19 protein-coding genes are annotated in these 24325 nt (G+C 48.4%); 8 read left to right on the top strand and 11 right to left on the bottom strand.

Annotated elements, in window-relative coordinates; genetic code table 11:
- Positions 1 to 57: 57 nt before the first annotated feature.
- Positions 58 to 1932: a methyl-accepting chemotaxis protein gene (locus ACFQ45_RS05995; protein ID WP_377366085.1), complete on the bottom strand. Its 1875-nt coding sequence runs from the start codon at positions 1930 to 1932 to the stop codon at positions 58 to 60.
- A 282-nt stretch (positions 1933 to 2214) separates the two neighbouring features.
- On the opposite strand from ACFQ45_RS05995, the gene ACFQ45_RS05990 reads away from it, so the two are divergent.
- A complete protein-coding gene (locus ACFQ45_RS05990) occupies positions 2215 to 3441 on the top strand; it encodes a sensor domain-containing diguanylate cyclase (RefSeq protein WP_377366084.1) in 1227 nt (408 codons plus the stop codon).
- Positions 3442 to 3542: 101 nt separating this feature from the next.
- Here the strand turns inward: ACFQ45_RS05990 and ACFQ45_RS05985 are convergent, their stop codons facing one another.
- From ACFQ45_RS05985 to ACFQ45_RS05960, 6 genes are all read right to left on the bottom strand, one after another.
- The gene (locus ACFQ45_RS05985) at positions 3543 to 4232 is read right to left on the bottom strand and encodes a hypothetical protein (RefSeq protein WP_377366083.1); all 690 of its coding nucleotides are present in this window, start codon (positions 4230 to 4232) and stop codon (positions 3543 to 3545) included.
- Positions 4233 to 4254: 22 nt separating this feature from the next.
- Complete coding sequence (gene putA / locus ACFQ45_RS05980; protein ID WP_377366082.1) at positions 4255 to 7377, bottom strand: bifunctional proline dehydrogenase/L-glutamate gamma-semialdehyde dehydrogenase PutA; 3123 nt, start codon at positions 7375 to 7377, stop codon at positions 4255 to 4257.
- Positions 7378 to 7675: 298 nt separating this feature from the next.
- Positions 7676 to 8449 carry a helix-turn-helix domain-containing protein gene (locus ACFQ45_RS05975; protein WP_377366081.1) on the bottom strand — a complete coding sequence of 258 codons (774 nt, stop codon included), beginning with the start codon at positions 8447 to 8449 and terminating at the stop codon, positions 7676 to 7678.
- A 113-nt stretch (positions 8450 to 8562) separates the two neighbouring features.
- On the bottom strand, positions 8563 to 9525 hold the full coding sequence (locus tag ACFQ45_RS05970) for an NADPH:quinone reductase (protein ID WP_377366080.1): 963 nt from the start codon (positions 9523 to 9525) through the stop codon (positions 8563 to 8565).
- A gap of 14 nt (positions 9526 to 9539) precedes the next feature.
- Complete coding sequence (locus ACFQ45_RS05965) at positions 9540 to 10931, bottom strand: TRAP transporter large permease (protein ID WP_377366079.1); 1392 nt, start codon at positions 10929 to 10931, stop codon at positions 9540 to 9542.
- Position 10932: 1 nt separating this feature from the next.
- Entirely contained in the window at positions 10933 to 11454 is a 522-nt protein-coding gene (locus ACFQ45_RS05960) for a TRAP transporter small permease subunit (RefSeq protein WP_377366078.1), read from the bottom strand.
- 277 nt (positions 11455 to 11731) lie between these two features.
- Between ACFQ45_RS05960 and ACFQ45_RS05955 the strand changes: the two genes are divergently transcribed.
- From ACFQ45_RS05955 to phoU, 5 genes are all read left to right on the top strand, one after another.
- The gene (locus tag ACFQ45_RS05955) at positions 11732 to 12700 is read left to right on the top strand and encodes a PstS family phosphate ABC transporter substrate-binding protein (protein WP_377366077.1); all 969 of its coding nucleotides are present in this window, start codon (positions 11732 to 11734) and stop codon (positions 12698 to 12700) included.
- A gap of 114 nt (positions 12701 to 12814) precedes the next feature.
- Positions 12815 to 15067 carry an ABC transporter permease subunit gene (locus ACFQ45_RS05950; RefSeq protein WP_377366076.1) on the top strand — a complete coding sequence of 751 codons (2253 nt, stop codon included), beginning with the start codon at positions 12815 to 12817 and terminating at the stop codon, positions 15065 to 15067.
- Entirely contained in the window at positions 15067 to 16779 is a 1713-nt protein-coding gene (gene pstA / locus ACFQ45_RS05945; RefSeq protein ID WP_377366075.1) for a phosphate ABC transporter permease PstA, read from the top strand. Before ACFQ45_RS05950 ends, pstA begins: the two co-directional genes overlap by 1 nt.
- Positions 16780 to 16839: 60 nt before the next feature.
- The gene (pstB, locus tag ACFQ45_RS05940; protein WP_377366476.1) at positions 16840 to 17631 is read left to right on the top strand and encodes a phosphate ABC transporter ATP-binding protein PstB; all 792 of its coding nucleotides are present in this window, start codon (positions 16840 to 16842) and stop codon (positions 17629 to 17631) included.
- Between the two features lie 17 nt (positions 17632 to 17648).
- Positions 17649 to 18371 (top strand): phosphate signaling complex protein PhoU, encoded by a 723-nt coding sequence (gene phoU, locus ACFQ45_RS05935; protein WP_377366074.1) that lies wholly within the window; start codon positions 17649 to 17651, stop codon positions 18369 to 18371.
- 74 nt (positions 18372 to 18445) lie between these two features.
- Here the strand turns inward: phoU and ACFQ45_RS05930 are convergent, their stop codons facing one another.
- From ACFQ45_RS05930 to ACFQ45_RS05920, 3 genes are read right to left on the bottom strand one after another with little or no spacing between them, the layout of a single operon-like run.
- On the bottom strand, positions 18446 to 18778 hold the full coding sequence (locus tag ACFQ45_RS05930; RefSeq protein WP_377366073.1) for an Hpt domain-containing protein: 333 nt from the start codon (positions 18776 to 18778) through the stop codon (positions 18446 to 18448).
- A gap of 4 nt (positions 18779 to 18782) precedes the next feature.
- A complete protein-coding gene (locus ACFQ45_RS05925; RefSeq protein WP_377366072.1) occupies positions 18783 to 20573 on the bottom strand; it encodes an ATP-binding protein in 1791 nt (596 codons plus the stop codon).
- 3 nt (positions 20574 to 20576) lie between these two features.
- A complete protein-coding gene (locus ACFQ45_RS05920; protein ID WP_377366071.1) occupies positions 20577 to 21098 on the bottom strand; it encodes a hypothetical protein in 522 nt (173 codons plus the stop codon).
- A 226-nt stretch (positions 21099 to 21324) separates the two neighbouring features.
- Between ACFQ45_RS05920 and cysZ the strand changes: the two genes are divergently transcribed.
- Positions 21325 to 22095 (top strand): sulfate transporter CysZ, encoded by a 771-nt coding sequence (gene cysZ, locus ACFQ45_RS05915; protein WP_377366070.1) that lies wholly within the window; start codon positions 21325 to 21327, stop codon positions 22093 to 22095.
- Positions 22096 to 22104: 9 nt separating this feature from the next.
- Positions 22105 to 22929, top strand: a complete 825-nt coding sequence (locus tag ACFQ45_RS05910; RefSeq protein WP_377366069.1) for a response regulator — start codon at positions 22105 to 22107, stop codon at positions 22927 to 22929.
- A 39-nt stretch (positions 22930 to 22968) separates the two neighbouring features.
- Here the strand turns inward: ACFQ45_RS05910 and phoR are convergent, their stop codons facing one another.
- On the bottom strand, positions 22969 to 24324 hold the full coding sequence (gene phoR, locus ACFQ45_RS05905) for a phosphate regulon sensor histidine kinase PhoR (protein WP_377366068.1): 1356 nt from the start codon (positions 24322 to 24324) through the stop codon (positions 22969 to 22971).
- Position 24325 lies beyond the last annotated feature (1 nt).

Genomic DNA, 24325 nt, shown 5'->3' with positions numbered 1-24325 from the left:
AACGCGCCCAAAAAGCCCCGCCATTGAGCGGGGCTTTTTTGTGCTATTGAGCTCGCTTTAGAGTGTGAAATGGTTCACTGCTTTGGTGAGTGAGGCGGCGTGTTCGTCTAACTCGTTACATAGCTGATAAGACGCTTTCATGCTGCTCATGGTGTCGTTGGAGGTATCTGAAATGATCACAATGTTGCGGGTAATTTCTTCCGTTGCATTGGCCTGTTCTCGGGTGGCTGTCGCCACTTGATGGCTCATTTCAGAGACTTTTTCCACCTCGGTGGTAATGTCTTTTAGGGTGGCACCGGTTTCCCTTAGGCGAGTAGAGGTTTCCTGGGTGCTTTGGCTGCCTGCATTAATGGTTTTAACCGTTTGTTCTGCTTTGGATTTAAGGGTCTCAATCATCTTGTCAATTTCTTGAGTCGATTCGGCTGTTCGTTGAGCCAGAGTTCGAACTTCGTCCGCAACCACCGCGAACCCTCGACCTTGCTCACCCGCTCGGGCTGCTTCAATGGCTGCGTTCAGGGCAAGTAGATTGGTTTGCTCTGAAATCCCCCTGATCACATCCAATACTTGGGTGATGGACTGAATCTCAAGGGACAGCTCGTTTACGTTGTTGACCGAATCGCCCATCATGGCTTCTAAGGTCTGCATTTGCTCGATGGTCGCGCTTAAGAAACGCATACCTTCCCGTGCCGCCTGATCCGTGGTGTTAGCGGCAGAGGAGGCTGATTCTGCGTTTTCTGAGATATCTTTGATGGTCATTTCCATCTCACTGGCGGCCGCTGCAACAGAGGTGGTGCTATGGGATTGTCGGTCACTCAAATCGTGGGCGGTATTAATGTTGTGATACACATGGTGAGAGGTTTCTCGAACTCGCTCGGATGTATTAGACACCTGCTTTAGCATGTCGTGAATTTGCGCGATAAAGCGGTCAAATTCCCGTGCTAAGACTCCTATTTCGTGATTTTCTTTGATGTTTAATCGTGCGGTCAGGTCGCCATCCTGATCGTTTAATTGAGTCACGGCATGGGTGATGCTTTCTACGGGTTTGAATATCACGTTTGATAGGAACCGAACGCCTAACAAGCCAAATAGTACGATCACAGCACCTACCCCTGCATTAAACATAATGGCGGATTGGATACTGCCAAATAGCTCTTTCGCTGGCACTTCTGTGACCACATACCAATCAAGGGAATCCAGTTTAGTGGCGGACTCCACAATCTCAATACCATCTTTAGAAACTGTCTGAACCTGATCAATAAGGCCAGTGAGGGGGAAGGTATTACCGACTTTGCTTTTGTCCGGGTGAACCTTAATTTCGCCTTTGGCATCCACTAAAAAGACGATGCCAGATTCAGCGATTTGGTATTGTTGGATCATTTTACTCATGGCATCTAGGGACTTGCCGATGCCCGCCAAGGCGACCCGTTTCCCCTTAACTGTTACGGCGTAATTGGTGAAAACTGCTACCGTGTCTAAGTTTTTATCAGTATCGATGCTGAGCTCATAGGGAGCATTAGAATTGATAAACGCATCGAACCAAGTGTCGGAAGCGCCTAAGGTGCGAACCAATCCATCTTGGGTGTAATAATGGCCTGTTTGTCCAGACACGATGAAGGCGGTTAAGCCGTTATTGGTACGGTTCACTTGGGTTAAATAACGTTGTACCGCGGGCAGTCCGTTTTGTGGCTCTCCGGAGGCGATCCAATCCGTAATGAAAGTATTCTGGCTGATACCGTGAGACGGCAAAATAGAGCGGCTAAGCTCCAGCTCAATCGCATTTTTAACCTCTCCTAATGCCGTCGGCAAGTCTGTCTCTGTTACCTTTTGGGTCAGGTCTGACTTGATAAAATAGGCAAATAGCAGGGTGGTAAGGATAACTGGCAGTGAAATAGCGGCAATTAAGCTCACGGACAAGAGGCTTTTTAGCTTCATAAGGGATCTCTTTGGCTTCTTTTGGGGCATCTTAAAGGTGTTGCAAAGGTGGTGCCATGGTGTAATTAATGTGCAAAGTTAATTTTAATTTATTAAATTTCAATTACTTATAGGATTAACATCATCATTATACAGGGAGGCGTTTGAGCGCATAATGGGGCAAAATAAATCCCTTCGCACCAATATTTAACCGATCGGTCAGCTATTGTCTGGATTCGTGAATTGATGTATCGAAACGGACTGGTTATTATTCATACACTTACGCTGTAGACTTAGAACGCCATGACTGTATCCACCATTTACTACTCTGCTTCATTGTCACCATGGAAGGCGTCTCTCAAACCTCTTTTGACCTCTGGAAATTGGTCTGCTGATTGGCAGGCCTTTTCTGCTTTGAGCGAGGTGCCCGTGGGGGCTTTGACGCTCATGCTGGACTCTGATTTAACCCATGATGAGCAACCTTTGGTGGGGGCACGACGTGTGCTGATGCTGGTTGAGCATTGGTCACTTGAGGCGTCATTAAAATGGTCGGCCCTTGGGGCTGAGGCGTGTGAGTCCCAAAAAGATCATGAGCGTATCGCCGGGTGTCTTGTGTTCATGTTGAGCCAGCGTGATATGAGTCGTGTGTCAGCACAAGAGTCCGATCATATGCTGCAAACCGTCATTGATGCAGTGCCTATCCCAATCTTTTTTAAAGACGAGTTACATGTCTACCGTGGTTGTAATCAAGCGTTCAGTCAGCATATTGGGTTACCGGTTGAGAAGATAGTGAACCACTCTGTGTACGATGTGGCCCCTAAGCATCTTGCGGATATTTATTACGAAGCGGACCAAAACTTATTAGCGAGTGGCGGCAAGCAGGTGTACGAAGCCAAGGTGAAGTCGTCCAGTGGTGAAGAGTCTGAGATCGAGTTCAACAAGGCCGTATTTTACAAGAAGAATGGCGATAAAGGCGGCCAAGTAGGTGCCATGTTAAACATTACTGAGCGTAACCAGCTTATGCGTCAGTTGGAGCGTGCCAGTCTAACGGATCCGCTGACGGGGATTGGAAACCGTCGTGAATTCGACATAGCGGTAAAGCGTGCCCGTGAATTAAGCCTACCAGAGGCATCCCCAAGTCTATTAATCATAGACATCGATCACTTCAAACAGATCAATGACGAATTTGGTCATGATGGAGGCGATCAGGCCCTGCAGTTCATTGTGAAAACCTTACAGAGTGTGTTGCCCAATCAGGGGAGTCTCTATCGAATTGGTGGGGAAGAGTTCTATCTTTTGTTGGAGCAGACTTCCCTTGAGGCTGCCCATGAGTTTGCCGAGCACATTCGCGCCTACCTGCCGACTCAGCCGTTTATTTTCCGTGGTGTGCGTCTGAATATCACCATGTCTATTGGTGTGGTGGAATTGAACGCTAAAAAGTCTTTAGATGGCATGCTCAAGCAAGTTGATCAGGCCCTCTATCAGGCGAAGCATCTAGGACGCAATCGAGTGTGTTTGGCAAAAGCTTAAAAAAAGGCCCTCTGTTAGGGCAGAGGGCCAGCAACGGATGCAAGCGGGGGGCTTGCTATCCTGCGGTAGGGTAAGGCGATGGCGCTTACCCTCCTGGGTGGCTATTCGGCTTTGCTGCCTAGCTCAAGCAAGGTAGCGTTACCACCGATTGCAGTGGTGTTGGTGGACACGGTTTTCTCGGTCACAAAGCGCAAAATATAATGGGGCGCACTGATCACCGGCAGTGTCTGGGCATCGTTTTCTTCAACGAGCTGACACAAAAGACCTGTCTTGTTTGCAAGACGCTGGTACAAGACTTGGGCGTGATCACTGTCACAGACTGTCGCGATACCCGCCAGGTCCAAGGCTTCAATCAAGGAGTCTTCCGCAGAGCGTGCCACGTTCTGAATCACACCTTCTGGGACAAACGGCGCAAGCGCATCCATGATGGCTTGGCCTTCTGGCCCCACTGTAACCACTGGATTCCCTGCAACAAGTGCTGCGAAGGTCTGACCCACCAAAGCGGTTTGCAGATTACTGTCTGCTTGGTCTTCTTGGGCTGTAATCAAAAAGGGACCACGACCATGGGTGGACAGTACGTTGCTTTCGCCAGTCGGTCCCGGCAGCACCAAGGCTTCGCCGATCTCATGGATGGCGTTGTCCAGTTGCCAAAGGGCCATGCTTCGCGTGGCGCCGCTGAATTTTTCCGCAGCGGATTTAAGTTGCTCGGCGCGGGTCACCACGCCAAGGTTGTTCCAAGCTTCTAACACGTCGTTCGCCACTTGGATCTGAATCGGTTTTACAATTGTCATGTTGTCTCTCCTGTGACGAGCGTTACACGCGTTGCTCAAAAGCAAAGCGAGGTAAGTAGTGTGGGCCACCCGCTTTTGGACCAGTACCAGATAGGCCCTGACCACCAAATGGTTGTACACCTACCACGGCACCCACTTGGTCACGGTTGATGTACAAGTTACCTACGCGAGCACGTTGTGCAATACGAGCGCAGGTGGTTTCGTTACGGCTGTGGACCCCCATGGTTAGACCAAAGCCTGAGTTGTTGATGGTGTCGATGATCTTGTCTAGGTCTTTTGCTTTGTAGCGAACCACGTGCATGATAGGACCAAATTTCTCATCTTTAAGCTGGTCGATACTGCTGATCTCGAAAGCCGTTGGCGCTACGAAAGTGCCTTTTTCTGCCCATTCTGGCAACTCGGATTGTCCGATAAGCTTGCCTTCTTTTTTCATGACTTCGATGTGCTCAAGCAACATTTTTTGGGCTTTCGCATCGATCACTGGACCGACATCAGTAGAGTGCAAGTACGGAAGTCCAACTGATTGCTCTTTCATGGCGCCGGCGATCATTGGGATAACGCGGTCGGCAATGTCTTCTTGAACAAACAAGACACGCAAGGCAGAACAACGTTGGCCAGCGGAAGCAAAGGCAGAACGCACCGCATCACGAACCACTTGCTCAGGTAACGAAGTGGAGTCGATCAGCATGGCGTTTTGACCACCTGTTTCAGCAATCACTGGCACCGGCGCAACACCGCGTGCAGCAAGCGTGCGGTTGATAAGTTGCGCGGTACCGGTTGAGCCTGTGAACGCTAAGCCAGCAATCCGTTTGTTTTGTGTCATCGGTGAACCAATGGTGGCACCGTTGCCGGGGAGGAAGTGCAAAACATTTTTCGGAATGCCCGCTTCGTGCAGCATTTGTACCGCACGGTAAGCGATCAAAGACGTTTGCTCAGCCGCTTTACAAACGACTGTATTGCCTGCTGCTAACGCGGCAACGACTTGGCCTGTGAAGATTGCCAATGGGAAGTTCCATGGGCTAATACAAGCGAAGACGCCACGGCCAGTCAGCTGAACTTTTTGCTCTTCACCTAGGTAGTTTTTGTAGGTGATAGGGCCAGAGAAATTTTGACGCACTTGCTGCGCGTAGTAGTTACAGAAATCCACCGCCTCGCGGACTTCGTCGATGCTGTCTTGGATGGTTTTGCCCGCTTCACGGTGACAGATCGCAACTAATTCTGGGTAGTTTTCTTCCATCAATTCAGCCATGCGTTCTAGGCAAGCAGCACGGTCAGACGCTGGCGTTTGCGACCATTCTGGATAAGCCTTATCTGCAATGTCGATGGCTTGATCAACAATCTCTTTATCTGCCCAATGTACATTACCAACGCTCAGGCTATGGTCGTAAGGGCTGTTCACGTCGTGAATGGAAGATGTGTTGAGTTGTTCACCACCAACAATTGGGTAAGCTGTCCACTGGGTCTCTTGGCCCATGAAGGCGTCCACAGAGGCTTTGAAAGGTGTCCACTCGGATTCGATTTCGATGTTCGGCCCGAAGGAGTTTTTGCGATCATCAAACATGTCTTTTGGCAGGTTGATGTGCGGGTTGTGCAGTGTTTTACGGCCTTTCAGAGTGGTAACAGGGTGATCAACCAACTCAGAAACTGGGCAGCGAGCATCCACCAAACGGTGTACGAAAGAGCTGTTTGCGCCGTTTTCTAATAGGCGGCGAACCAAGTATGGAAGCAGGTCTTTGTGGCTGCCCACTGGTGCGTAAATACGCACACATACGTCTTTGTCTTTGATAAGGCGGTTGTACAGAGCGTCGCCCATGCCGTGCAAACGCTGGAATTCGTATTCGTTGGTTTGTGCGCCTAGGTTGTCAGCAATGGTGGCGATGGTGGCGATAGTATGAGCATTGTGGCTGGCAAACTGTGGGAAAATCCACTGGCGAGTGTGTTCGCTCAATAGGAAGTTAGCACAAGCCAAGTACGACACGTCAGTGGCTTCTTTGCGGGTGTAAACAGGGTAACCGCTTAGACCTTTTTGTTGGCAAAGTTTGATCTCAGAGTCCCAGTAAGCGCCTTTTACCAAACGCAGTGGTACTCGGTCACCAACGTCTTTTGCTAGGGCTGCTAGCCAGTTCAGAACCGGTAAACAACGCTTTGAGTAAGCTTGTACCACTAGACCAAATAAGCCCCAGCCTTTGGTAACGTCGTCACGGAACAGCTTTTCAAACAGGTGCAAAGACAGTTCAAGGCGATCCGCTTCTTCGGCGTCGATGGTGATGCCAACGTTCAATGCGCGGGCTTTGCTGATCAGGCCTTTAACGCTTTCAAACAACTCTGTCATGACGCGCTCTTCACAGCCCACTTCGTAGCGTGGGTGCAGAGCAGACAGTTTGATCGAAATCGTTGGGCGGTAACCCTTGCTGTAAGTGTCTTTGCCAACAGACTCGATGGCTTGCTCGTAGGATTTTAGGTATTTGTCTGCATCGCTGGACGTCAGAGCTGCTTCACCCAACATGTCGAATGAGTAGGTGTAGCCTTTGTCACGGTAGCTTTTGCCACGGGATAGGGCTTCGCTGATGGAGCGACCTAGGACGAACTGATGTCCCATGATCTTCATGGCTTGGTTCATGGCTTTACGAATGACTGGCTCAGAGACACGGTTGACCATGCGGTTGATCAAGTTAGCAGGGGTACCGTCTTGGTTTTCGTCCATGGTGACGATCTTGCCCGTCAGCAATAGCCCCCAAGTGGAAGCGTTGACGAAGAAAGAATCAGAGTTTTTTGCATGGGATGCCCAGTCGGCAACGCTTAGACGGTCCTTAATGAAGGCATCGGCTGTTTCTTTGTCTGGCACGCGCATCAAGGCTTCAGCAAGACACATCAGTAGAATGCCTTCTTTGGTATCTAGGCTGTATTCAAGCAGTAGGGAATCGATCATGGACATGGACGCATCGTCTTTGCGCACTTCTTGGATCAGATTCGTTGCGGCATCCGTACTGGCTTTTAACTGTGCGTCAGACGGCTCAGCAAGCTTTAATAGCTCAGCTAACCATTGTTCTTCATTGACGCTGTAAAGTGGCGAAATACGCTGCCACAATTCATTTAAAGGACGCTCAAGGATGGACGGCTCTAGAGCCTCTAGCGCGTTAAACATAGTCGGATTCTCCCACGACAATTAGAAGCCGTAGCTTCTAATTGAACCGTTTGAATAGTTGTTGAAGATGCCGTCTTAAGTGTTGCAAAAAGTGCTTAAAACTCAAGGCGTGCAGAGTCAGATCATGGGAGCACTATAGTGACTGGAGGATGAATCGGTCTTTCGAAATCATCGGTTTTTTTTATAAGAAAATCCGATTAGATTTTTAATTGTCGCTAACAGGGTGATAACGGTATCAAAATAGGGCGTAACTACATCGAAAAGATAAAAAGTGGTGCAAAACGCACGAAATATTCGCTTATGGGCGAAACTGCTTTTGATACTTGAGGGGGGTAATGCCTAATGTTTGTGAAAAGGCATTGGTCATCGCACTTTGACTAGAGAAACCACACATTTCAGCCACTTGAATGGAAGCATGTCCATCCCGTAATAGGGCTTGCGCTCGTTCTAATCGCTTACGCATCAGGTACTGGTGAGGCGTCATCCCAGTACGGTCTTTAAAGCGCTCGTGGAATTGGCTAACACTCAAGAAGCAGAAGTTCGCTAATTGACTGATGTGCACACGGCGTGACAAGTTTAGCTCGATAAATTGATCCAGCTTCTCTATGTCCAGTTGATTGCCTCGAACTCGAACATCTTTGTTATTCAGTTGATGGCGGATGGCACTGAGTAGCGTGTTACCGCAGGCACGGGCCAAAATAGGGTCATCTGGGTACTGTTGCAGTTCCCCAGATAGGGCTGATGCGAGTACTTGTAGACGTGGATTCAGCTGGAAGTATGCGGCTTGGTCAAACAAACGGGAGACAATCTCGTACTCTTCGTCGGTAATGGCTTTTTGTGGCGGTGTCGGTAGGTTCACCACCATAATGCGGTTTTCCCCTAATCCGACAAACTGGTGGCCGTCAGATGAGGGCACAATGCATCCTGCACCGGATTGCATTTTTTTACCGCCTTTCCCTTCGATATCAAAATCTGTGTTTCCATCCAGAACGACCACTAGCTGGTGATAATCGTGATCATGAGTGTCGGCGACTTCGGGAAGACTGAAAACGTCGGATTTAGAAGGAGTCAAAAGATTGCCTGCTTTTTGTTCAATGTTACAGGAGAAGTATAGCGGTCTTTGCGGGGGTTGAGTAGTACAAATGAGAATGGAAGACGCCTTGTTTGGCGTCTTCCAAGGAGGGATTACTCGCTCACGCGAACGACTAGGTTCCCCTGAGCGCCACTTTTGAGAACGTCATCATGGGCTTGAGGTAATTCTGTTAGAGCGTACTCTTTACGCACCACAGGCTTTAGAACCCCCGCTTCAAACAGCGGCAGCATGGCTTGGGCGATACGCTTAAGCTCTGCAGGTTTGCAGTTCGCTAGGGCAACTCCCATGACCGCCGCATCACGGGCCATCAAATCCCGCGGGTTGATTTCTACCGTGCCACGGTTACCGATTACGGCAACACGACCACCAAAGGCCAAAGCTTTCAAATCTTGGTCTAAGTTGTGGTTGGCCAGCATTTCGATAATGACATCAAAGCCCGTATCCAGCGATTGAAACGGCGACAAGTAGCCCTCTTCGTTATGCATGATCACGGTTTGAACGCCCTGTGCACGCAGCAGATTGGCACCTTCGACCGTTCCAGCAGATGCGACCACGTCCATACCTGAAGCCATAGCAAGTTGTACGGCGGCAATCCCCACAGCGCCTGTTGCCCCATGGATTAAGACTTTATCGCCTGCTTGAGCATGGGCACGACCAAATAGTGCTCGGTGAGCCGTTGTATAAGGTACGCCTAGGCAGGCACCTTCAACAAAGCTTAAGGCATTGGCTAGAGGGAAAGTGTGAGTCGGCAGTGTCACAGCGTATTCTGCAGCAGAACCTGTTAGGTTGCGGGAGAAATACACGCGCTGGCCTACTTGGAAGTCGGTGACGTTTTTGCCTACTTCTACGATCGTTCCGGAGCCGTCGTTCCCCGGAGTGTGGGGAAACGACGCCGTGTAGTTATTGATGCCTGAACGGATGTAAGTGTCCACTGGATTGACGCCAGATGCACCGATTTGCACAAGGATCTGGTCTGCATTAATCGTGGGTTTATTAACGTCCACCAGTGTTAAATCGCTGGCTGGGCCGTAGTCGTTTACTTGCATCGCTTTCATAACATCTCCTCCAATTAGTCTGCGTAGACTTTTTCAGGTAGCCAAGTGGCTAGGTCTGGCCATACGGATAACAGAATCAGTACGAACAGCTGGATCAAAATGAATGGGATAACCCCTTTGTAGATCTGCTGAGTTTTGACCTCTGGTGGCGCAACGCCACGTAAGTAAAACAAAGCAAAGCCGAACGGTGGCGTTAAGAATGAGGTTTGTAGGTTGATGGCCATCATGATGCCAAGCCAGATTGGGTCAAGGCCCATGGCAAGTAGCACAGGTGCAACAATTGGCACCACCACAAAGGTGATTTCAATGAAGTCCAAAATGAAGCCAAGGAAGAACATCACCAACATGACGATGATAACCGCGCTGACCACGCCGCCAGGCAGCTGATTAAAGAACTCATGAATCAGTTCTTCACCGCCAAAGCCGCGGAACACAAGGGAGAACAAGGAAGCACCGATTAAGATCATGAACACCATGCCCGTGACCTTTGCCGTCGCAAACACGCTGTCTTTTAGTGTTTGAGCATTCAGTTTGCCCGAAGCGAAAGCCAAAATCGCTGCACCTAAGGCACCCACACCTGCGGCTTCAGTAGGGGTGGCAAAACCACCTAGAATAGAACCTAATACCGCAAGAATTAGCGCTAGAGGTGGTACTAATCCTTTTACAACTTCTAGAAATAAGGACGAGTCGTCCATACCGCGGCGTAATTCTTCTTTAGGGACAGCAGGTGCTTTCTCAGGTTGCAACCAAGCTACAGTTGCCACGTAAAGAATATACAGCATTACCAAGATCAAGCCTGGAATCAGAGCACCAACGAAAAGGTCACCTACGGAAACGGTTTTTGGTGAGAAGATCCCCATTTGCAGCTGCGCTTTTTGGAAGGCGTTGGACATAACGTCTCCCAACAACACCAAGGCGATAGAAGGCGGGATAATCTGTCCCAAGGTGCCGGTCGCACAGATGGTGCCAGTCGCCAACGCTGGGTCGTAACCACGGCGCAACATGGTGGGTAGGGAGATCATCCCCATGGTTACCACTGTGGCACCAACGATACCCGTACTGGCGGCCATCAACATGCCCACTAGAATCACAGAAATGCCAAGACCACCGCGTAAGGTGCCAAACAGCATCGCCATGGAGTCCAGTAGACGTTCAGCCAGTTTGGACTTCTCAAGTAAAACGCCCATCAACACGAATAGCGGAACGGCAATAAGAGTCTCATTACGCACGATACCGAACAAGCGGTTAGGTAAAGCCTCTAAGAAAACCGGATCAAAGGTGCCAAATAATGCGCCGCCAGCAGCGAAAAGTAGGGCCGTACCCCCCAATGAAAAGGCTACTGGGTAACCGAACAACAAGAAGATACAGACACCGGCAAAAAGCCATAAAGGTAAGAATTCAGCCACCTTAGAGCGCCTCCTTCGAAGATTTAGTATTCAAGACAACGCCCAGGTTTTTCAGAATGTCGGCAACGCCTTGGATGATCAGCATGCCCATCATAATTGGGATTAGGGTTTTTAGTAGGTAGATAAAGGGCAAGCCACCCGGCTCTTGGGATGTTTCCAATACCCGCCAAGACGCTGCCACATAATCAATACTCATATAAGCGGTGTAGCCACAGAAAGGCAGTAAGAAGAAAAGACCGCCGAGAATGTTTACCCAAGCTTTTTTGCGAGGTGAAAACTCACGATAGAAGACGTCAACGCGGACGTGCTCATCGTCTTTAAAAGTGTAAGCTGCGCCGAGCATGAAGACCATGGCGTGAAGATAAAGTACCGATTCTTGAATGGCGATTGAGCCCATTCCGAAGCCGTATCGTGCCACTACGATGAAGCATGTCAGAAGCATCATCAGCAATGTGAACCAAGCGACAAATTTCCCTACTACCGTAGAGATTGCTTCGGCCCCACAAATGATTTTGTTGAACATTTTTATACCCACAGGCTGTTTTCTAGAAGACAGGCGGAAAATCCGGAGCGTCAGTCTATTGGATATCCTGTGTTTTGGGAATATTTCAGGCGATTTTTGCGTAAAAACCGTTCATTAGGATGCTGTTCTTAGCCACAAAAGCGAGTTGTCGAAAAAATTAGCGAATATTTCATTCTTTAACATTAGTGTCACAAAGCATCTCTATAGTTTGCATCATCGAAGAACAAATCATGTTTCGATTCATACATAATTGACGATAACCATTGAGGTTGAAGTGATGAAAAAACTAGTTGCAACTCTAGCGGTATCTACCCTAGCAGGCGTATCTGTAAACGCGATTGCAGATGTTGACGCGAACCTTCCAGCTTACTCTAAAGCAAGCGGTGTTTCTGGTAACATCTCAAGCGTAGGTTCTGACACTCTAGCAAACCTTATGACTCTATGGGCAGAAGACTTCAAACGTCTTTACCCTAACGTTAACATCCAGATTCAAGCGGCTGGCTCTTCTACTGCGCCACCAGCTCTAACTGAAGGTACTTCTAACTTCGGTCCAATGTCTCGTATGATGAAAGACGGCGAAATTGCTGCATTCGAGAAAAAATTCGGCTACAAGCCAACGGCTGTGCCAGTGGCGATCGATGCGCTAGCAGTATTCGTACACAAAGATAACCCAATCAAAGGTCTATCTCTTCCAGAAGTGGATGCGATCTTCTCTTCTACTCGTAAGGGTGGCCACAGTGAAGACATCACAAACTGGGGTGCTGCAGGCCTAGAAGGTGCTTGGGCTGGCCGTGACATTCAATTGTTTGGTCGTAACTCAGTATCTGGTACTTACGGTTACTTCAAATCTAACGCTCTATTCAAAGGTGACTACAAAAACTCTGTAAACGAGCAGCCTGGTTCGGCTTCTGTAGTGCAGTCAGTTTCTACGTCTCTTAACGGTATTGGTTACTCTGGTATCGGTTACAAAACGTCTTCAGTACGTGCTTTGCCACTGACTAAGAAAGAAGGCGGTGAGCTAATCGAAGCGACGCCAGAAAACGCTGCTTCTGGCAAATACCCACTGTCTCGTTTCCTTTACGTTTACGTAAACAAAGCACCGAACAAACCACTTGCTCCGCTAGAGCGTGAGTTCGTGAAGATGGTTCTTTCTAAAATGGGACAAGAAGTTGTAGTGAAAGACGGTTACGTACCACTACCAGCTAAAGTTTCTGCGAAATACATGAAAGACCTAGGTATCCAGTAAGGCTGGAACATAGGGAAAGATTGCGGGATGCAACGAAGCGGGAGGGACTTAGGTCTCTCCTGCTTTTGTTAGGTTGTTATCTGTCACAAAATTGTCACAAAAAAGTTGAATTCGATGAGTACACAAGCGGATCAAAAAACACCTGAGTTGGACTTTAATACGCCAGCGCTAAAGCGCCATCGTAAAGTTCGAGCTCTCAAAGATCGCGGCGCAACGGTGGGGATTGCCATCGGTGGGAGCAGCGTGATCCTGGCTGTTATGCTGATATGTTTCTATTTATTGTATGAGGTTGCACCCCTCTTTTCAGGTGCCAGCATAGAACCCAAAGAACAGTACACCTTACCGGCTGAAGAGTCCGGTAAGAGCTTATACTTGAGTACTGAAGAACAGGCTGAGATAGGCTTTCGTGTGGCCGCCAATGGCGACATGATTTACTTCAACATCGCTGACGGCAGCATCCTCCAAAAAGTGGATAACCCAGTGGGTGAGCCAACAGCGTTTGCCGTGGAATCAGACACCAGTAACTTGTTTGCTTTCGCCTATGAAGATGGGCGAGTGCTGGTTGCTCAGCAGGAATACAAGACCACTTACCCAGATGGTGTTCGTTTAATTACCCCGAGCATTGTGTACCCATACGGGGAAGAAGGGATCGAAGCGGCAGACTTTGCGATTAAAAAGTTGAGTTTACGTGACAACGATGACCGTATGACAGTAGCGGTCATCGGTGACAGTGCCGCTCAAGTGGTGCAATACACCAAAGACGTGAACTTTATTACCGAAGAAGTTGAGCTTACGCGTAGCAGTGCTCCGGTGCCGTTTGTGACAGACGCCCATGCATTGCTTATTTCCGGAGATCAACGTTACCTCTACGTGGCGACACGCTCTGGTGATTTATCCGAATTTGACTTACGTGACTTGGATAATGTGACACTGAAAGACGAGATTGACCTGCTAGACGGTGATGCCAAGCTAGTATCCCTGCGCTACCTTCTTGGACAATCCTCGGTGATGGTAGCGGATTCAATGGGCCGAGTGAGCCAGTGGTTTAACGTACGTGATGACAATAACGTTGAGCACCTCACCTTTATCCGTGATGTAAACCAGCCAAATGCTATCGTGGACATGGCAATGGAGCATCGCCGTAAAGGGTTCGCTACGTTGGATGATCGTGGCAGTGTTGCCATCTTTAATTCCACTTCCAGCCGTCAAGTTATCGACGAAGTCATCAGTGATGGCTCTGCGCGTATGATCAGCTTCGCACCTCGTGCAAACGGTTTGTTGTTGGAAGACGGTAAAGGTCTGCATTTCTTTGAAGTGGAAAACGAGCATCCAGAAGTGTCTTGGTCCTCAATCTGGGGCAAAGTCTGGTACGAAGGCTACCAAGAGCCTACTTACACTTGGCAGTCTTCTGCTGCAAACAATGACTTTGAGCCCAAATACAGCTTGATGCCTTTGGCGTTCGGTACCATCAAGGCTGCGTTTTATGCCATGTTGATGGCCGTGCCATTGGCTATTTGTGGTGCCATTTATACAGCTTACTTCATGGCCCCAGGCCTACGTCGTAAGGTGAAGCCGATTATCGAATTAATGGAAGCCTTACCAACGGTTATTTTGGGTTTCTTAGCTGGCTTGTTCTTTGCGCCTTTCCTTGAAGAAAACTTGGCAGCGGCATTCAGTATTTTGATTGTATTGCCAGTGGGTATTCTGTTGTTTGCCTTATTGTGGTCCCGCTTGCCCCAAGGCATTCGTTGGTTGGTTCCTGAAGGTTGGCAGCCACTTGTGCTGATTCCAGTGGTTGTTTTGCTGGGTTGGCTCTGTGTGGCCATGAGCCCAGTGATCGAGCTGAACTTCTTTGACGGTAATATCCGTGGCTTTATCACCAACGATCTAGGCATCACTTTTGACCAACGTAACGCCTTAGTAGTCGGTTTTGCCATGGGCTTCGCGGTGATTCCAACGATCTTTTCGATCACTGAAGATGCTATTTTCTCAGTGCCTAAAGCACTGACTCAAGGTTCTTTGGCCTTGGGAGCGACTTACTGGCAAACCATGACCCGCGTGGTTCTACCTACTGCGAGTCCAGGTATTTTCTCAGCGGTCATGATCGGTATGGGTCGTGCGGTGGGTGAAACCATGATCGTATTGATGGCCACAGGTAACACGCCAATCATGGACTTCAATATCTTCGAAGGCATGCGTACCTTGGCAGCCAACTTGGCGGTGGAAGTTCCAGAGTCTGAAGTGGGTAGCTCCCATTACCGTATCTTGTTCTTGGCAGCGTTTGTGTTGTTCATCTTTACTTTTGTCGTGAACACCATCGCAGAAACCGTGCGTCAGCACCTACGTAAGAAATACGGGTCGTTGTAATGAGTACTGAATTGAAAATGAAAAAACAAACCGTATCCCAGTGGGTGAAATCTGGTGATCCATGGGTATGGTTAAACGCAGGTGCCGTGGCGATCTCTGTCATCATGGTGCTGGGTCTACTCGCCCTGATTGCGGTACGTGGTCTTGGTCACTTCTGGCCAGCAGACGTGGTCCAGGGTACTTACAGCATGCCAGGTTCACAGCCTTACAAACTGGTGGCAGAACGTGTTGAGTCTGCAGAGGTGCCTGCCGCACAGCTTCGTGAAGCAGGGATCAATGTAGAAGATCATCACGATCTTATGCAGCGTACACTGATGAAAACCGGTAACCGTGATGTGTACGGTTCTGATTTCCGCTGGATCATTGATGAGTACTTCACAGATGTCACCAAGCCAGAAATGATGTTCGTAGCAGAGCGTCACGAATGGGGTAACCTGTACGGATACTTGCTGTCTGTAAAAGAAAACGGTCAAGTGGTGTCTGAAACCACAGACCTAACGCCTACGGATTCTGCCCTAGCGACTTGGGCAGCATTTGAGCGCAGCATTGAGCGTGCTACAGCGATTTACGATGACATCCACGATGTGGAAAAAGACGAAATCGGAGCCATCAACCACAAGCTTGAGCGCCTTCGTTTAGAGCAACGTCGTTTGGAGTTAAATAATAACTTAACCCCAGCGAAGCTGGCTGATATTGATGCACAACGTGCTGAAGAAGATGCCAAGTACGAAGCCTTGCAACAACGTTTGATTGACCTTTACGGGGAAATTAACCGTGACACCTTTGTTGTCCAAGTAATGGATGGCAGTGTCCATGAGCTGCAGGTCGCGAAAGTGGTGCGTGCTTTTCGTCCAAACGCAATGGGTATTCCTGCCAAGCTAGGTTTCTACGGCTCGAAAGTGTGGGAGTTCTTAAGCGCTGAGCCCCGTGAAGCCAATACTGAAGGCGGTGTGTTCCCTGCGATCTTTGGTACGGTCATGATGGTATTGTTGATGACCATTCTGGTGACACCGTTTGGTGTCGTGGCGGCGGTCTACCTACGCGAATACGCTAAGCAAGGTGTGATCACCCGTACGATTCGTATCGCGGTAAACAACTTAGCGGGCGTACCGTCCATCGTATACGGTGTGTTTGGTTTAGGTTTCTTTATCTACTTTATGGGTCAAGGCATCGACCAAGCTTTCTTCCCTGAAGCATTGCCATCTCCGACCTTTGGTACCGGTGGCTTGATGTGGGCGTCGATTACTCTTGCCCTGTTAACGGTACCTGTGGTGATTGTGGCGACTGAAGAAGGTCTGTCTCGTATTCCACGTAACGTGCGAGAAGGGTCTTTGGCATTAGGCGCGACTAAAGCGGAAACCTTGTGGCGTGTGGTATTGCCTATGGCGAGCCCAGCGATCATGACAGGGGTTATTTTGGCAGTAGCCCGTGCAGCGGGTGAGGTTGCGCCACTGATGTTGGTGGGTGTGGTAAAACTTGCGCCATCACTACCACTAGACGGTAACTACCCATTTATTCACTTGGATCAGAAGTTCATGCACTTGGGCTTCCACATTTATGACGTGGGCTTCCAGAGCCCGAACGTAGAAGCGGCGCGTCCTTTGGTGTACGCCACAGCCCTTCTACTGGTGATCGTGATTGCAACGCTTAACCTTGCAGCGGTAACCATTCGAAACCACCTACGTGAAAAATACAAATCGCTGGAAATGTAAGACGGCGGAGAAGAGACGATTATGAGCGAAACTAAAACACACTCAATTGATATTTCAGCAATGCAACGTGGCCAGAACGCACTGCGCATTGAAGACGAAAAAGTTTGCCTTTCCGTTAAAGACTTACACCTTTACTACGGAGAGAAAGAAGCTTTAAAAGGGATTGATATGATCATCCCTGAGAAAAAGGTGACGGCCTTCATTGGACCATCTGGCTGTGGTAAATCGACCCTATTGCGTTGCTTTAACCGCATGAATGATTTGGTCGACAGCTGCCGTATTACGGGTGATATCAACCTGCATGACCAAAACATCTACGCTAAAGGGACTGATGTGGCGGAGCTGCGTCGCCGAGTGGGCATGGTGTTCCAAAAGCCGAACCCATTCCCAAAAAGTATTTATGAAAACGTGGCTTACGGTCTACGTATTCAAGGCATTAATAAGAAGCGTGTGATCGACGAAACCGTTGAATGGGCACTGCGTTCTGCAGCCTTATGGGATGAAGTCAAAGACCGTCTGCATGAGAGTGCTTTGGGTATGTCTGGTGGTCAGCAGCAGCGTCTGGTGATTGCCCGTACGGTGGCGGTAAAACCTGAAGTATTGCTATTGGATGAGCCCGCTTCGGCATTGGACCCAATTTCCACGCTGAAAATCGAGGAGTTGATTCACGAGCTGAAAAACGAGTTCACCATTGCCATTGTAACTCACAATATGCAGCAGGCAGCCCGTGTATCGGACTACACTGCGTTTATGTACATGGGGGATATGGTGGAGTTTGGTGATACCAATACCTTGTTTACCAACCCATCAAAACAACAAACAGAAGACTACATCACTGGTCGTTACGGTTAGGATAAGGAACTGCAATCATGCGAGAACTTACTACGGATCATATTTCTCAACAGTTTAACAACGAGCTTGAGACGCTTCGCCAGCACTTCCTAACCATGGGTGGTGTGGTAGAAAACCAAGTGGCTGATGCCATCCACGCGCTATTGGAAAGCGATGGCGCCTTAGCGGAAGAAGTAAAAGAAAAAGACGCCACTGTGAATCAGCTTGATGGCATCATCGACGAAGAATGTACCCGCATCTTGGCTAAGCGCCAGCCTGCGGCGACGGATTTGCGCATGATCCTGTCTATTAGCAAAGCAGTGACAGAACTAGAGCGTATGGGTGATGAAGCGAAAAAGATCGCCAACCACTCTTTGAAATTGATCAATGAAGGAGAGTCGCCACGGGGTTACGTGGAGATCAACCGTATTGGTCAAATGGTGACTCGCATGGTGCGAGAGAGCCTTGATGCATACGCCCGCCTTGATCTTGAAGCGGCTGTGCGCGTGGCAAAGGCAGACCGTTCAGTGGACTTGGAATACAAGACGGCTATCCGTTCTTTGATCACTTACATGATGGAAGATCCTCGCTCCATCGGTCGTGTCTTTAACGTGATTTGGATTTTGCGTTCCCTAGAGCGTATTGGTGATCACTCTCGCCATGTATGCCAACACTTGGTGTACCTGATTAACGGTGTGGATGTGCGTCATATCCCAGCGGAAGACCTAGAAGTGAAAACCAAGGATGACAACAACGGCTAGCTGTTATTGCGCTTAATGGTAAGAATGAAAAGGAGCATGAGTGATCATGCTCCTTTTTTATGGGCGATGAGAATTTAGAAAAATTCCTTGAGCGCTGTTACGCTTTGCCCGTAGCAGGATTCGGCCTTGATGTAGAGTGTCATGAGTTGATCTGAATGGCTTTGAGCTGCTTGATGCTCCATATCGGCAAAACATTTTGCCAGGTCACTCAGTGCCATATTGGCGCTTGCTGACTTTAGTGAATGGCTCAGTTGCTCGACAGAAGCGAGTTGATTTGTTTCAACGGCTTGCTTTAACTGGGCAAGCTTAGGTTCGCTGTCTTCTAGATAACTTTGGCGCACACGCACTAACGTCTCTTTCCCTAGAATACTAATCAAACTTTGTAGCTGGTCTGTGTCGATGGGCATAGCGCTACTCCTGCGGGGAAATAATTTTATCAAGTTGCGACTGAGTAATAGGGTACTGTAGCACCAGATGCACAGTAAGCTCCGGTAAAATATCAGCAATCTCTTCGGTGGCAATGATTTGAATGCCAGAAGCGGCGAGATAATGCACCGCTTGTATGCAATCGTTGTCCATCAAGCGTAAGTCGGTTAGTAACAGATAATGGAAGTCTTGTTTAGATCCGGTTAAGAAAGCCGTCTCATCTATCACTGTGACCTGCGTAAAGTGTGCCGCCAGCCCCTGTTCTAATGCGTGGGCGGCGAGGGCGTTGGATTCCAGTACCAATATTGCACTCTGCAGAGGCGCTCTCTCGATGGCGGGGGGAGCCGTATGTTCCCCAGTCCCCATAGGGATATTGATCCAGATTTCGGTCCCGCTATCACTGGCGCTGGAAAAGTGCAGCTCGCCCCCCATGGCACTGATTAAGCGATGACAAAAGGTCAGTCCAAGACCGATTAACTGAATCTGCTTTGCGATGGTATTGGCCGGATTGTGAGGGTTAATTCTGAGCCCTGTTTGCATGTCCTCTGGCAGGCCATAGCCTGTATCCCGAAGGGAAATCTGAATAACTTTTTGTGGTGTCTTGCCTGCTCCAAGGGTTTCTATAATCGGTAGAGTAGAGGGGCGAACTTGTAACACCACAGGGGAGTGTTTGGCATAGGGTAAAATCTGCGCCAGTAATGTTGATAGAATTTCGTGTAAACGCCCGTAATCTGTTTCCATATATTGAGGTAAACGAGGCTCCACTAGGCTGATCACTCGGCAATGGTGTTCTGTAAACTGGTTACTAAGGGACTCAAGGGTGTGCTCAATCTGCTGTCTTAGGCAGACCTTACTAGGCTGTAATACCATTTGATTGGACTCAATTAGAGTCAAATCCTGATAGCAGTCTATTTGGGTCAGGAGGTGATTACTCATACTGGCAGCATCGTTCAATCGACGTAAATCCTTTACGGATGTATGAGGAGAGGTCCCGTTTTGTACGCATAGACCAACTAGGGCAGTAATATTCGGCCGCAGTTCGTTGACAATACGAGCAATAACTTCGGTTTTCTCTTCTTGTACTGCTTCTACCCGGGCCTCTAAACGACGATTTCTGGCGAATATGAGCCTTTGGTCATGGGCCACTTTAAAGGCCATGAGCACTAACACTATGGTGGTGACAAAAAGACCTAGAGCAACGTTCTGGGTGTAGGTGAGTCGCTGTTCAAGAAGCTGGCGTTGCTCGCTGACGTACTCATTGGCTCCTTGGTTAACGATAAAAACAAAGTCTGAAATCTGACTGTCTAAGGATTTAAGCCGTTCAAGGATGATGGGGACCTGTGAAATGCGGCCTTGCTCAAGGTGTTCGATATTCAGGCTGATCAGTTCAAGCTCGCCAGTAATAATATTGAGCAGACGGACTGCTCGGCCATTGCCAAAGGTGCGGATATGGTTGCCGATCTCCCCCTGACGTAGGAGATCAACTCGGCTGAGCATGAGGTCGTACTGGAAATACCCTTGACCGTTTAAGGGCAGGTCGTCGGCAGAGAGATCTACCACATAATTCATTAAGCGATATGCCTGCAATTGCAGCTGCAGGGCGTTCCAGCGAGAGCTTTCAAACACTTGGCGAGCATTCAGCCTACTGCTGTCATTACTCATGGCAGAAAGGGTAAATGCTAACACTGAGAGCACAATGACACAGGCTGCCAAGCCAAATGTTAGCCAGCGCTGAAGTCGAGGTTTCCAAAGTCCTTTCTGGGGGCTAGATGCCACGTGTTACTCCTTTGAGTTGAAGACCTCTATGGATTGGATTTGCCAAATGGATCGACCATAGTAAGTTTCAGAACGTAATTCAGGGTAATCGTCAAAGTCATATACGACCATAAGTGGTCCTTTGGTACGCACCGACATGATCTCTTGGTTCTTGCTGTAGGCGATGATGGCGCCAAATTGTTGGAAGTCGCTGACCGGAATCTCGGTGATGTATTGGTTGAGAGCTGTGATTCGTAACATATCGCCCTCTGCGTCAACGGCTGCCAAAAGATCTATGGGATTAAATCCTTGGTAAGTCTGTACACCCTCATTCCATGGGTTATCTGTCGATACTTCATGGCTCGGAAGTGCCATGAGCATGTCTCGATCAAATACCATGCTGTCGCCTTGGTTAGTTTCGTCAATATTGCCCCCTAAGGTCAGAATAATTGGGCCTTTTGGTGCATTGAACTCTAAGGCGAAGCCCGTTACCGAGGTGGTCAATAATAGGAAAGTGAAAAACAGATGGCGTTTAAAAGTATTCATAGGAGTATCTTTCAGGTGTGCAAGGGTTCATGCCAAAGTGTATCAAATTTAACCTGAATACCTAGTGAAAAGCAGTGTGAGATACAAAAGCTTACTGATTGAGGCCAGATCGATTGCTTTGCTGTGTCGAAAATATTTGTTTTCTTTGCCCAGTCGATTAGACGAATATGGTTAAATATCCCAATTAGAAAACGTTCTTAATGCGCGATATGGAAGGTTCTACAACGTGATTACACACCCATTTTTGGCTGCAGGCTCCTTTATTAAGGCACTGCCTTTGTTATTTTCAAAACGCCTACGTTTATTTCTACTGGCTCCCATTCTAGCCAATATTGTTTTGATGGCCTTACTGTATATGGTTGCCCTCAATTATATGTCGACAGCAGTTGATGGCATGATGGGCTATATGCCGGAATGGCTGTCTTTCTTAAATTGGTTATTCTACTTAATCCTTAACATTGTGGTGGGGATCTTGCTTTTTTACAGCTTCTCCGTGGGGGTGAATATTCTGGCAGCCCCATTTATGGCATTTTTGGCAGAAAAGGTGGAAGAACAACAGACGGGAAAAGTCTTTGACGAAGCCATTACTGCAAAGAGCTTGATGCTGATTGCTGGTCGCAGTATCAAGCGAGAATTACAGAAGTTGATGTATTTCTTGCCTCGTTTCTTAGGGCTTCTATTGCTGTCCTTTGTTCCCCTTGTAAACGCTGTATCCCCAGTACTGTTGTTGCTGTTTTCTGCGTGGATGTTAGCGCTTCAATACATGGATTATTCTTTTGATAACAATAAAGTCAGCTTCTCTGAGATGCGGGCGTCATTACGTGAAAGACCGCTACTTTGTTGGACATTTGGTTTTATTGTCATGGTTGGTATTACCATACCTTTGCTAAATCTGTTTGTGATGCCTATCGCCGTGGTGGCGGCTACCTTGCTTTGGATCAAGCTGTATTCCAAGCGCTTTGTAAATTTTTCTGATTTGCTGTCGCAAACTAAATAGGATGCTAATTTGAAAATCCTCGTTGTCGATGACGCCTCGTTTACTCGAGATTTAATCAAGCGTACCGTACGCAAACGCTTCCCTGCTTGCACAGTGGAAGAAGCGGTGAACGGTCGAAAAGCCCAGAAAATGCTGGAGCAGATTCCTTTTGACATGGTGTTGTGTGATTGGGAGATGCCTGAAATGACGGGGGTTGAGCTATTGCAGTGGTGTCGCGAGCAGCCCCAGTACAAAAAGGAGACTTTACCGTTTGTGATGATCACCAGTCGGGGGGATAAGTCCCATGTCGTCGAAGCGGTGAAATCTGGGGTAACGGATTATCTGGGGAAGCCATTTTCACCGGATCAATTGATTCAAAAAGTGGTTTCGGCTGCAAAGAAACATGGTATCGAGAAAAAACTGGGCAGTGCTCCCGCTCCCGTTTCTGGTTCTGGGGGCACAGGTGGGGACTCTTTGAGCATTCTCACCAGTGGTGCGAAGTCAGTGCCCAGTCAAAAGGGCGGTATTATTCAACCCGAGGTGACCTCGAAAGATGTAAAAATCCCCAGCCTGGTGCGCTTTGCTGGTAAAGAGTTCCGCTGCATGGTGATTCATTTCTCAAAAACAGAAGCAACACTCTTGATCAAAAGTGACGATGTGATCCCAACGGTGCTAGATCAGGCGGTGCTAGATTTGTCTTTTGACAGTAAGGTCAACCGCTTGAATTATTATGTTCAAGCCATTGCTACCACAGAGAAGAAGCCTGATTCTGCGTTCTTAACAGTGACCTTGGCTTTGATTGATCAGGATCCAGAGAAAGAAGGTTTCATTCACCAGTTGTTTGAATCCTTGTAATTGAGGTACAAAAAAGCCGTCACACCAGACGGCTTTTTATTATCGATCTGCTGTGCTTTCAGCCTGATCAGATGAGGTGTCGGACGTCACAGCTGCCAGCAGCGCATCTTGACGTACTCGGTCAATTGGAAAGAAACAAGAGAAGGTGCTGCCAACGCTTGGCTGACTACGAATCTGTAGCTTGGCATTGTGGTGAATGAGTACATGTTTGACGATAGCGAGCCCTAATCCTGTGCCTCCAGTGCTAGAGCCACGACCTTTATCCACTCTGAAAAAGCGCTCTGTTAGACGAGGGATATAGCGCGGATCAATACCTAGCCCCTGATCTTCTACCGAAAATACCCCACTGTGCTCAGTTTTCTCCCACGTCACTTGGATTTTACCGCCATTGGGTGAGTACTTGATGGCATTTACAACCAAGTTAGAGAAAGCGCTGTAGAGCTCATTGGATGCCCCATAAATATAGCTGTTCTCTGGGATAGAAAAAGTCAGCGCATGCTGATCAGAGAGGATGGGTTGCGCAGTCTTATTAATAGTGTCGCAGATTTCATTCAAATTCAGCCACTGGTGATCTTCACGCTTATCATTGGTTTCTAAGCGGGATAACAGTAGTAGGTCTTCGATCAAGTGCTCCATCCGTTGGGATTGATCAGACATGCTGTCGACACCCCGTTGCATACTTGCAGGAAGACTGTCTTTAAACATAGAGAGGGTTTCGAGATAGCCTTTAATCACCGTGAGCGGTGTTTTTAACTCATGGGAAGCATTGGCCACAAAGTCTTTACGCATCTGCTCAAGCAGGTATAAACGGGTCACATCGCGCACAAAAATAAGGTGATCATTTTGATCGTAAAGGGTGGTTTGGACTTCCAAATACACGCCTTCTTTGGAGGGCGACTTGATCACTAACGGCTCCCCGAAACGCTTTTGTGAAAAGTAGCGATAGAACTCAGGATTACGCAGTATATTGGTGATGGGCTGACCTCGATCCACTGGACGCATCAGCCCGAGTAACAGACCTGCCGAATTATTCCACCACTCTAAGTTACCTTGGCTGTCGGCCATGATAACGCCTTCTTTTAAGGCGGCAGTGGAGTTCTCAATTCGATTAAGCGCTTGGCGCATACGGCGTTTGGATTTACGTTGCTTCTTCTGCAAGCGATACACCGCATCAAAGACTTCCCCCCAGATACCACTGGATTCCGGAGGGGCAGATTTCCCCGAACGTCGTAACCAAGATTGAAACAAGTACAGCTGATAAAGCTGCCAATAGAGAGACCCCAGCACATACAAAAGAGTTGTGGCTAGGGGATAGCCTATGACGAGGCCAATGGATAACACAGCCGCTAGACCACTTAGCCATGTTAAAATTGCCTTGCGCCAGATTTGTTTCATA

This window comes from Rhodanobacter aciditrophus (assembly GCF_042679525.1).
GTDB lineage: Bacteria > Pseudomonadota > Gammaproteobacteria > Pseudomonadales > Marinomonadaceae > Marinomonas > Marinomonas aciditrophus.
This window is presented reverse-complemented; position numbering and strand designations above follow the sequence as displayed.

Excerpts from the sequence above, each read along its gene's own strand:
- ACFQ45_RS05995 (WP_377366085.1), bottom strand. The coding sequence starts at position 1,932 with ATGAAGCTAAAAAGCCTCTTGTCCGTGAGCTTAATTGCCGCTATTTCA.
- ACFQ45_RS05990 (WP_377366084.1), top strand. The coding sequence starts at position 2,215 with ATGACTGTATCCACCATTTACTACTCTGCTTCATTGTCACCATGGAAG.
- ACFQ45_RS05985 (WP_377366083.1), bottom strand. The coding sequence starts at position 4,232 with ATGACAATTGTAAAACCGATTCAGATCCAAGTGGCGAACGACGTGTTA.
- putA (WP_377366082.1), bottom strand. The coding sequence starts at position 7,377 with ATGTTTAACGCGCTAGAGGCTCTAGAGCCGTCCATCCTTGAGCGTCCT.
- ACFQ45_RS05970 (WP_377366080.1), bottom strand. The coding sequence starts at position 9,525 with ATGAAAGCGATGCAAGTAAACGACTACGGCCCAGCCAGCGATTTAACA.
- ACFQ45_RS05960 (WP_377366078.1), bottom strand. The coding sequence starts at position 11,454 with ATGTTCAACAAAATCATTTGTGGGGCCGAAGCAATCTCTACGGTAGTA.
- ACFQ45_RS05955 (WP_377366077.1), top strand. The coding sequence starts at position 11,732 with ATGAAAAAACTAGTTGCAACTCTAGCGGTATCTACCCTAGCAGGCGTA.
- ACFQ45_RS05950 (WP_377366076.1), top strand. The coding sequence starts at position 12,815 with ATGAGTACACAAGCGGATCAAAAAACACCTGAGTTGGACTTTAATACG.
- pstA (WP_377366075.1), top strand. The coding sequence starts at position 15,067 with ATGAGTACTGAATTGAAAATGAAAAAACAAACCGTATCCCAGTGGGTG.
- pstB (WP_377366476.1), top strand. The coding sequence starts at position 16,840 with ATGCAACGTGGCCAGAACGCACTGCGCATTGAAGACGAAAAAGTTTGC.
- phoU (WP_377366074.1), top strand. The coding sequence starts at position 17,649 with ATGCGAGAACTTACTACGGATCATATTTCTCAACAGTTTAACAACGAG.
- ACFQ45_RS05930 (WP_377366073.1), bottom strand. The coding sequence starts at position 18,778 with ATGCCCATCGACACAGACCAGCTACAAAGTTTGATTAGTATTCTAGGG.
- ACFQ45_RS05920 (WP_377366071.1), bottom strand. The coding sequence starts at position 21,098 with ATGAATACTTTTAAACGCCATCTGTTTTTCACTTTCCTATTATTGACC.
- phoR (WP_377366068.1), bottom strand. The coding sequence starts at position 24,324 with ATGAAACAAATCTGGCGCAAGGCAATTTTAACATGGCTAAGTGGTCTA.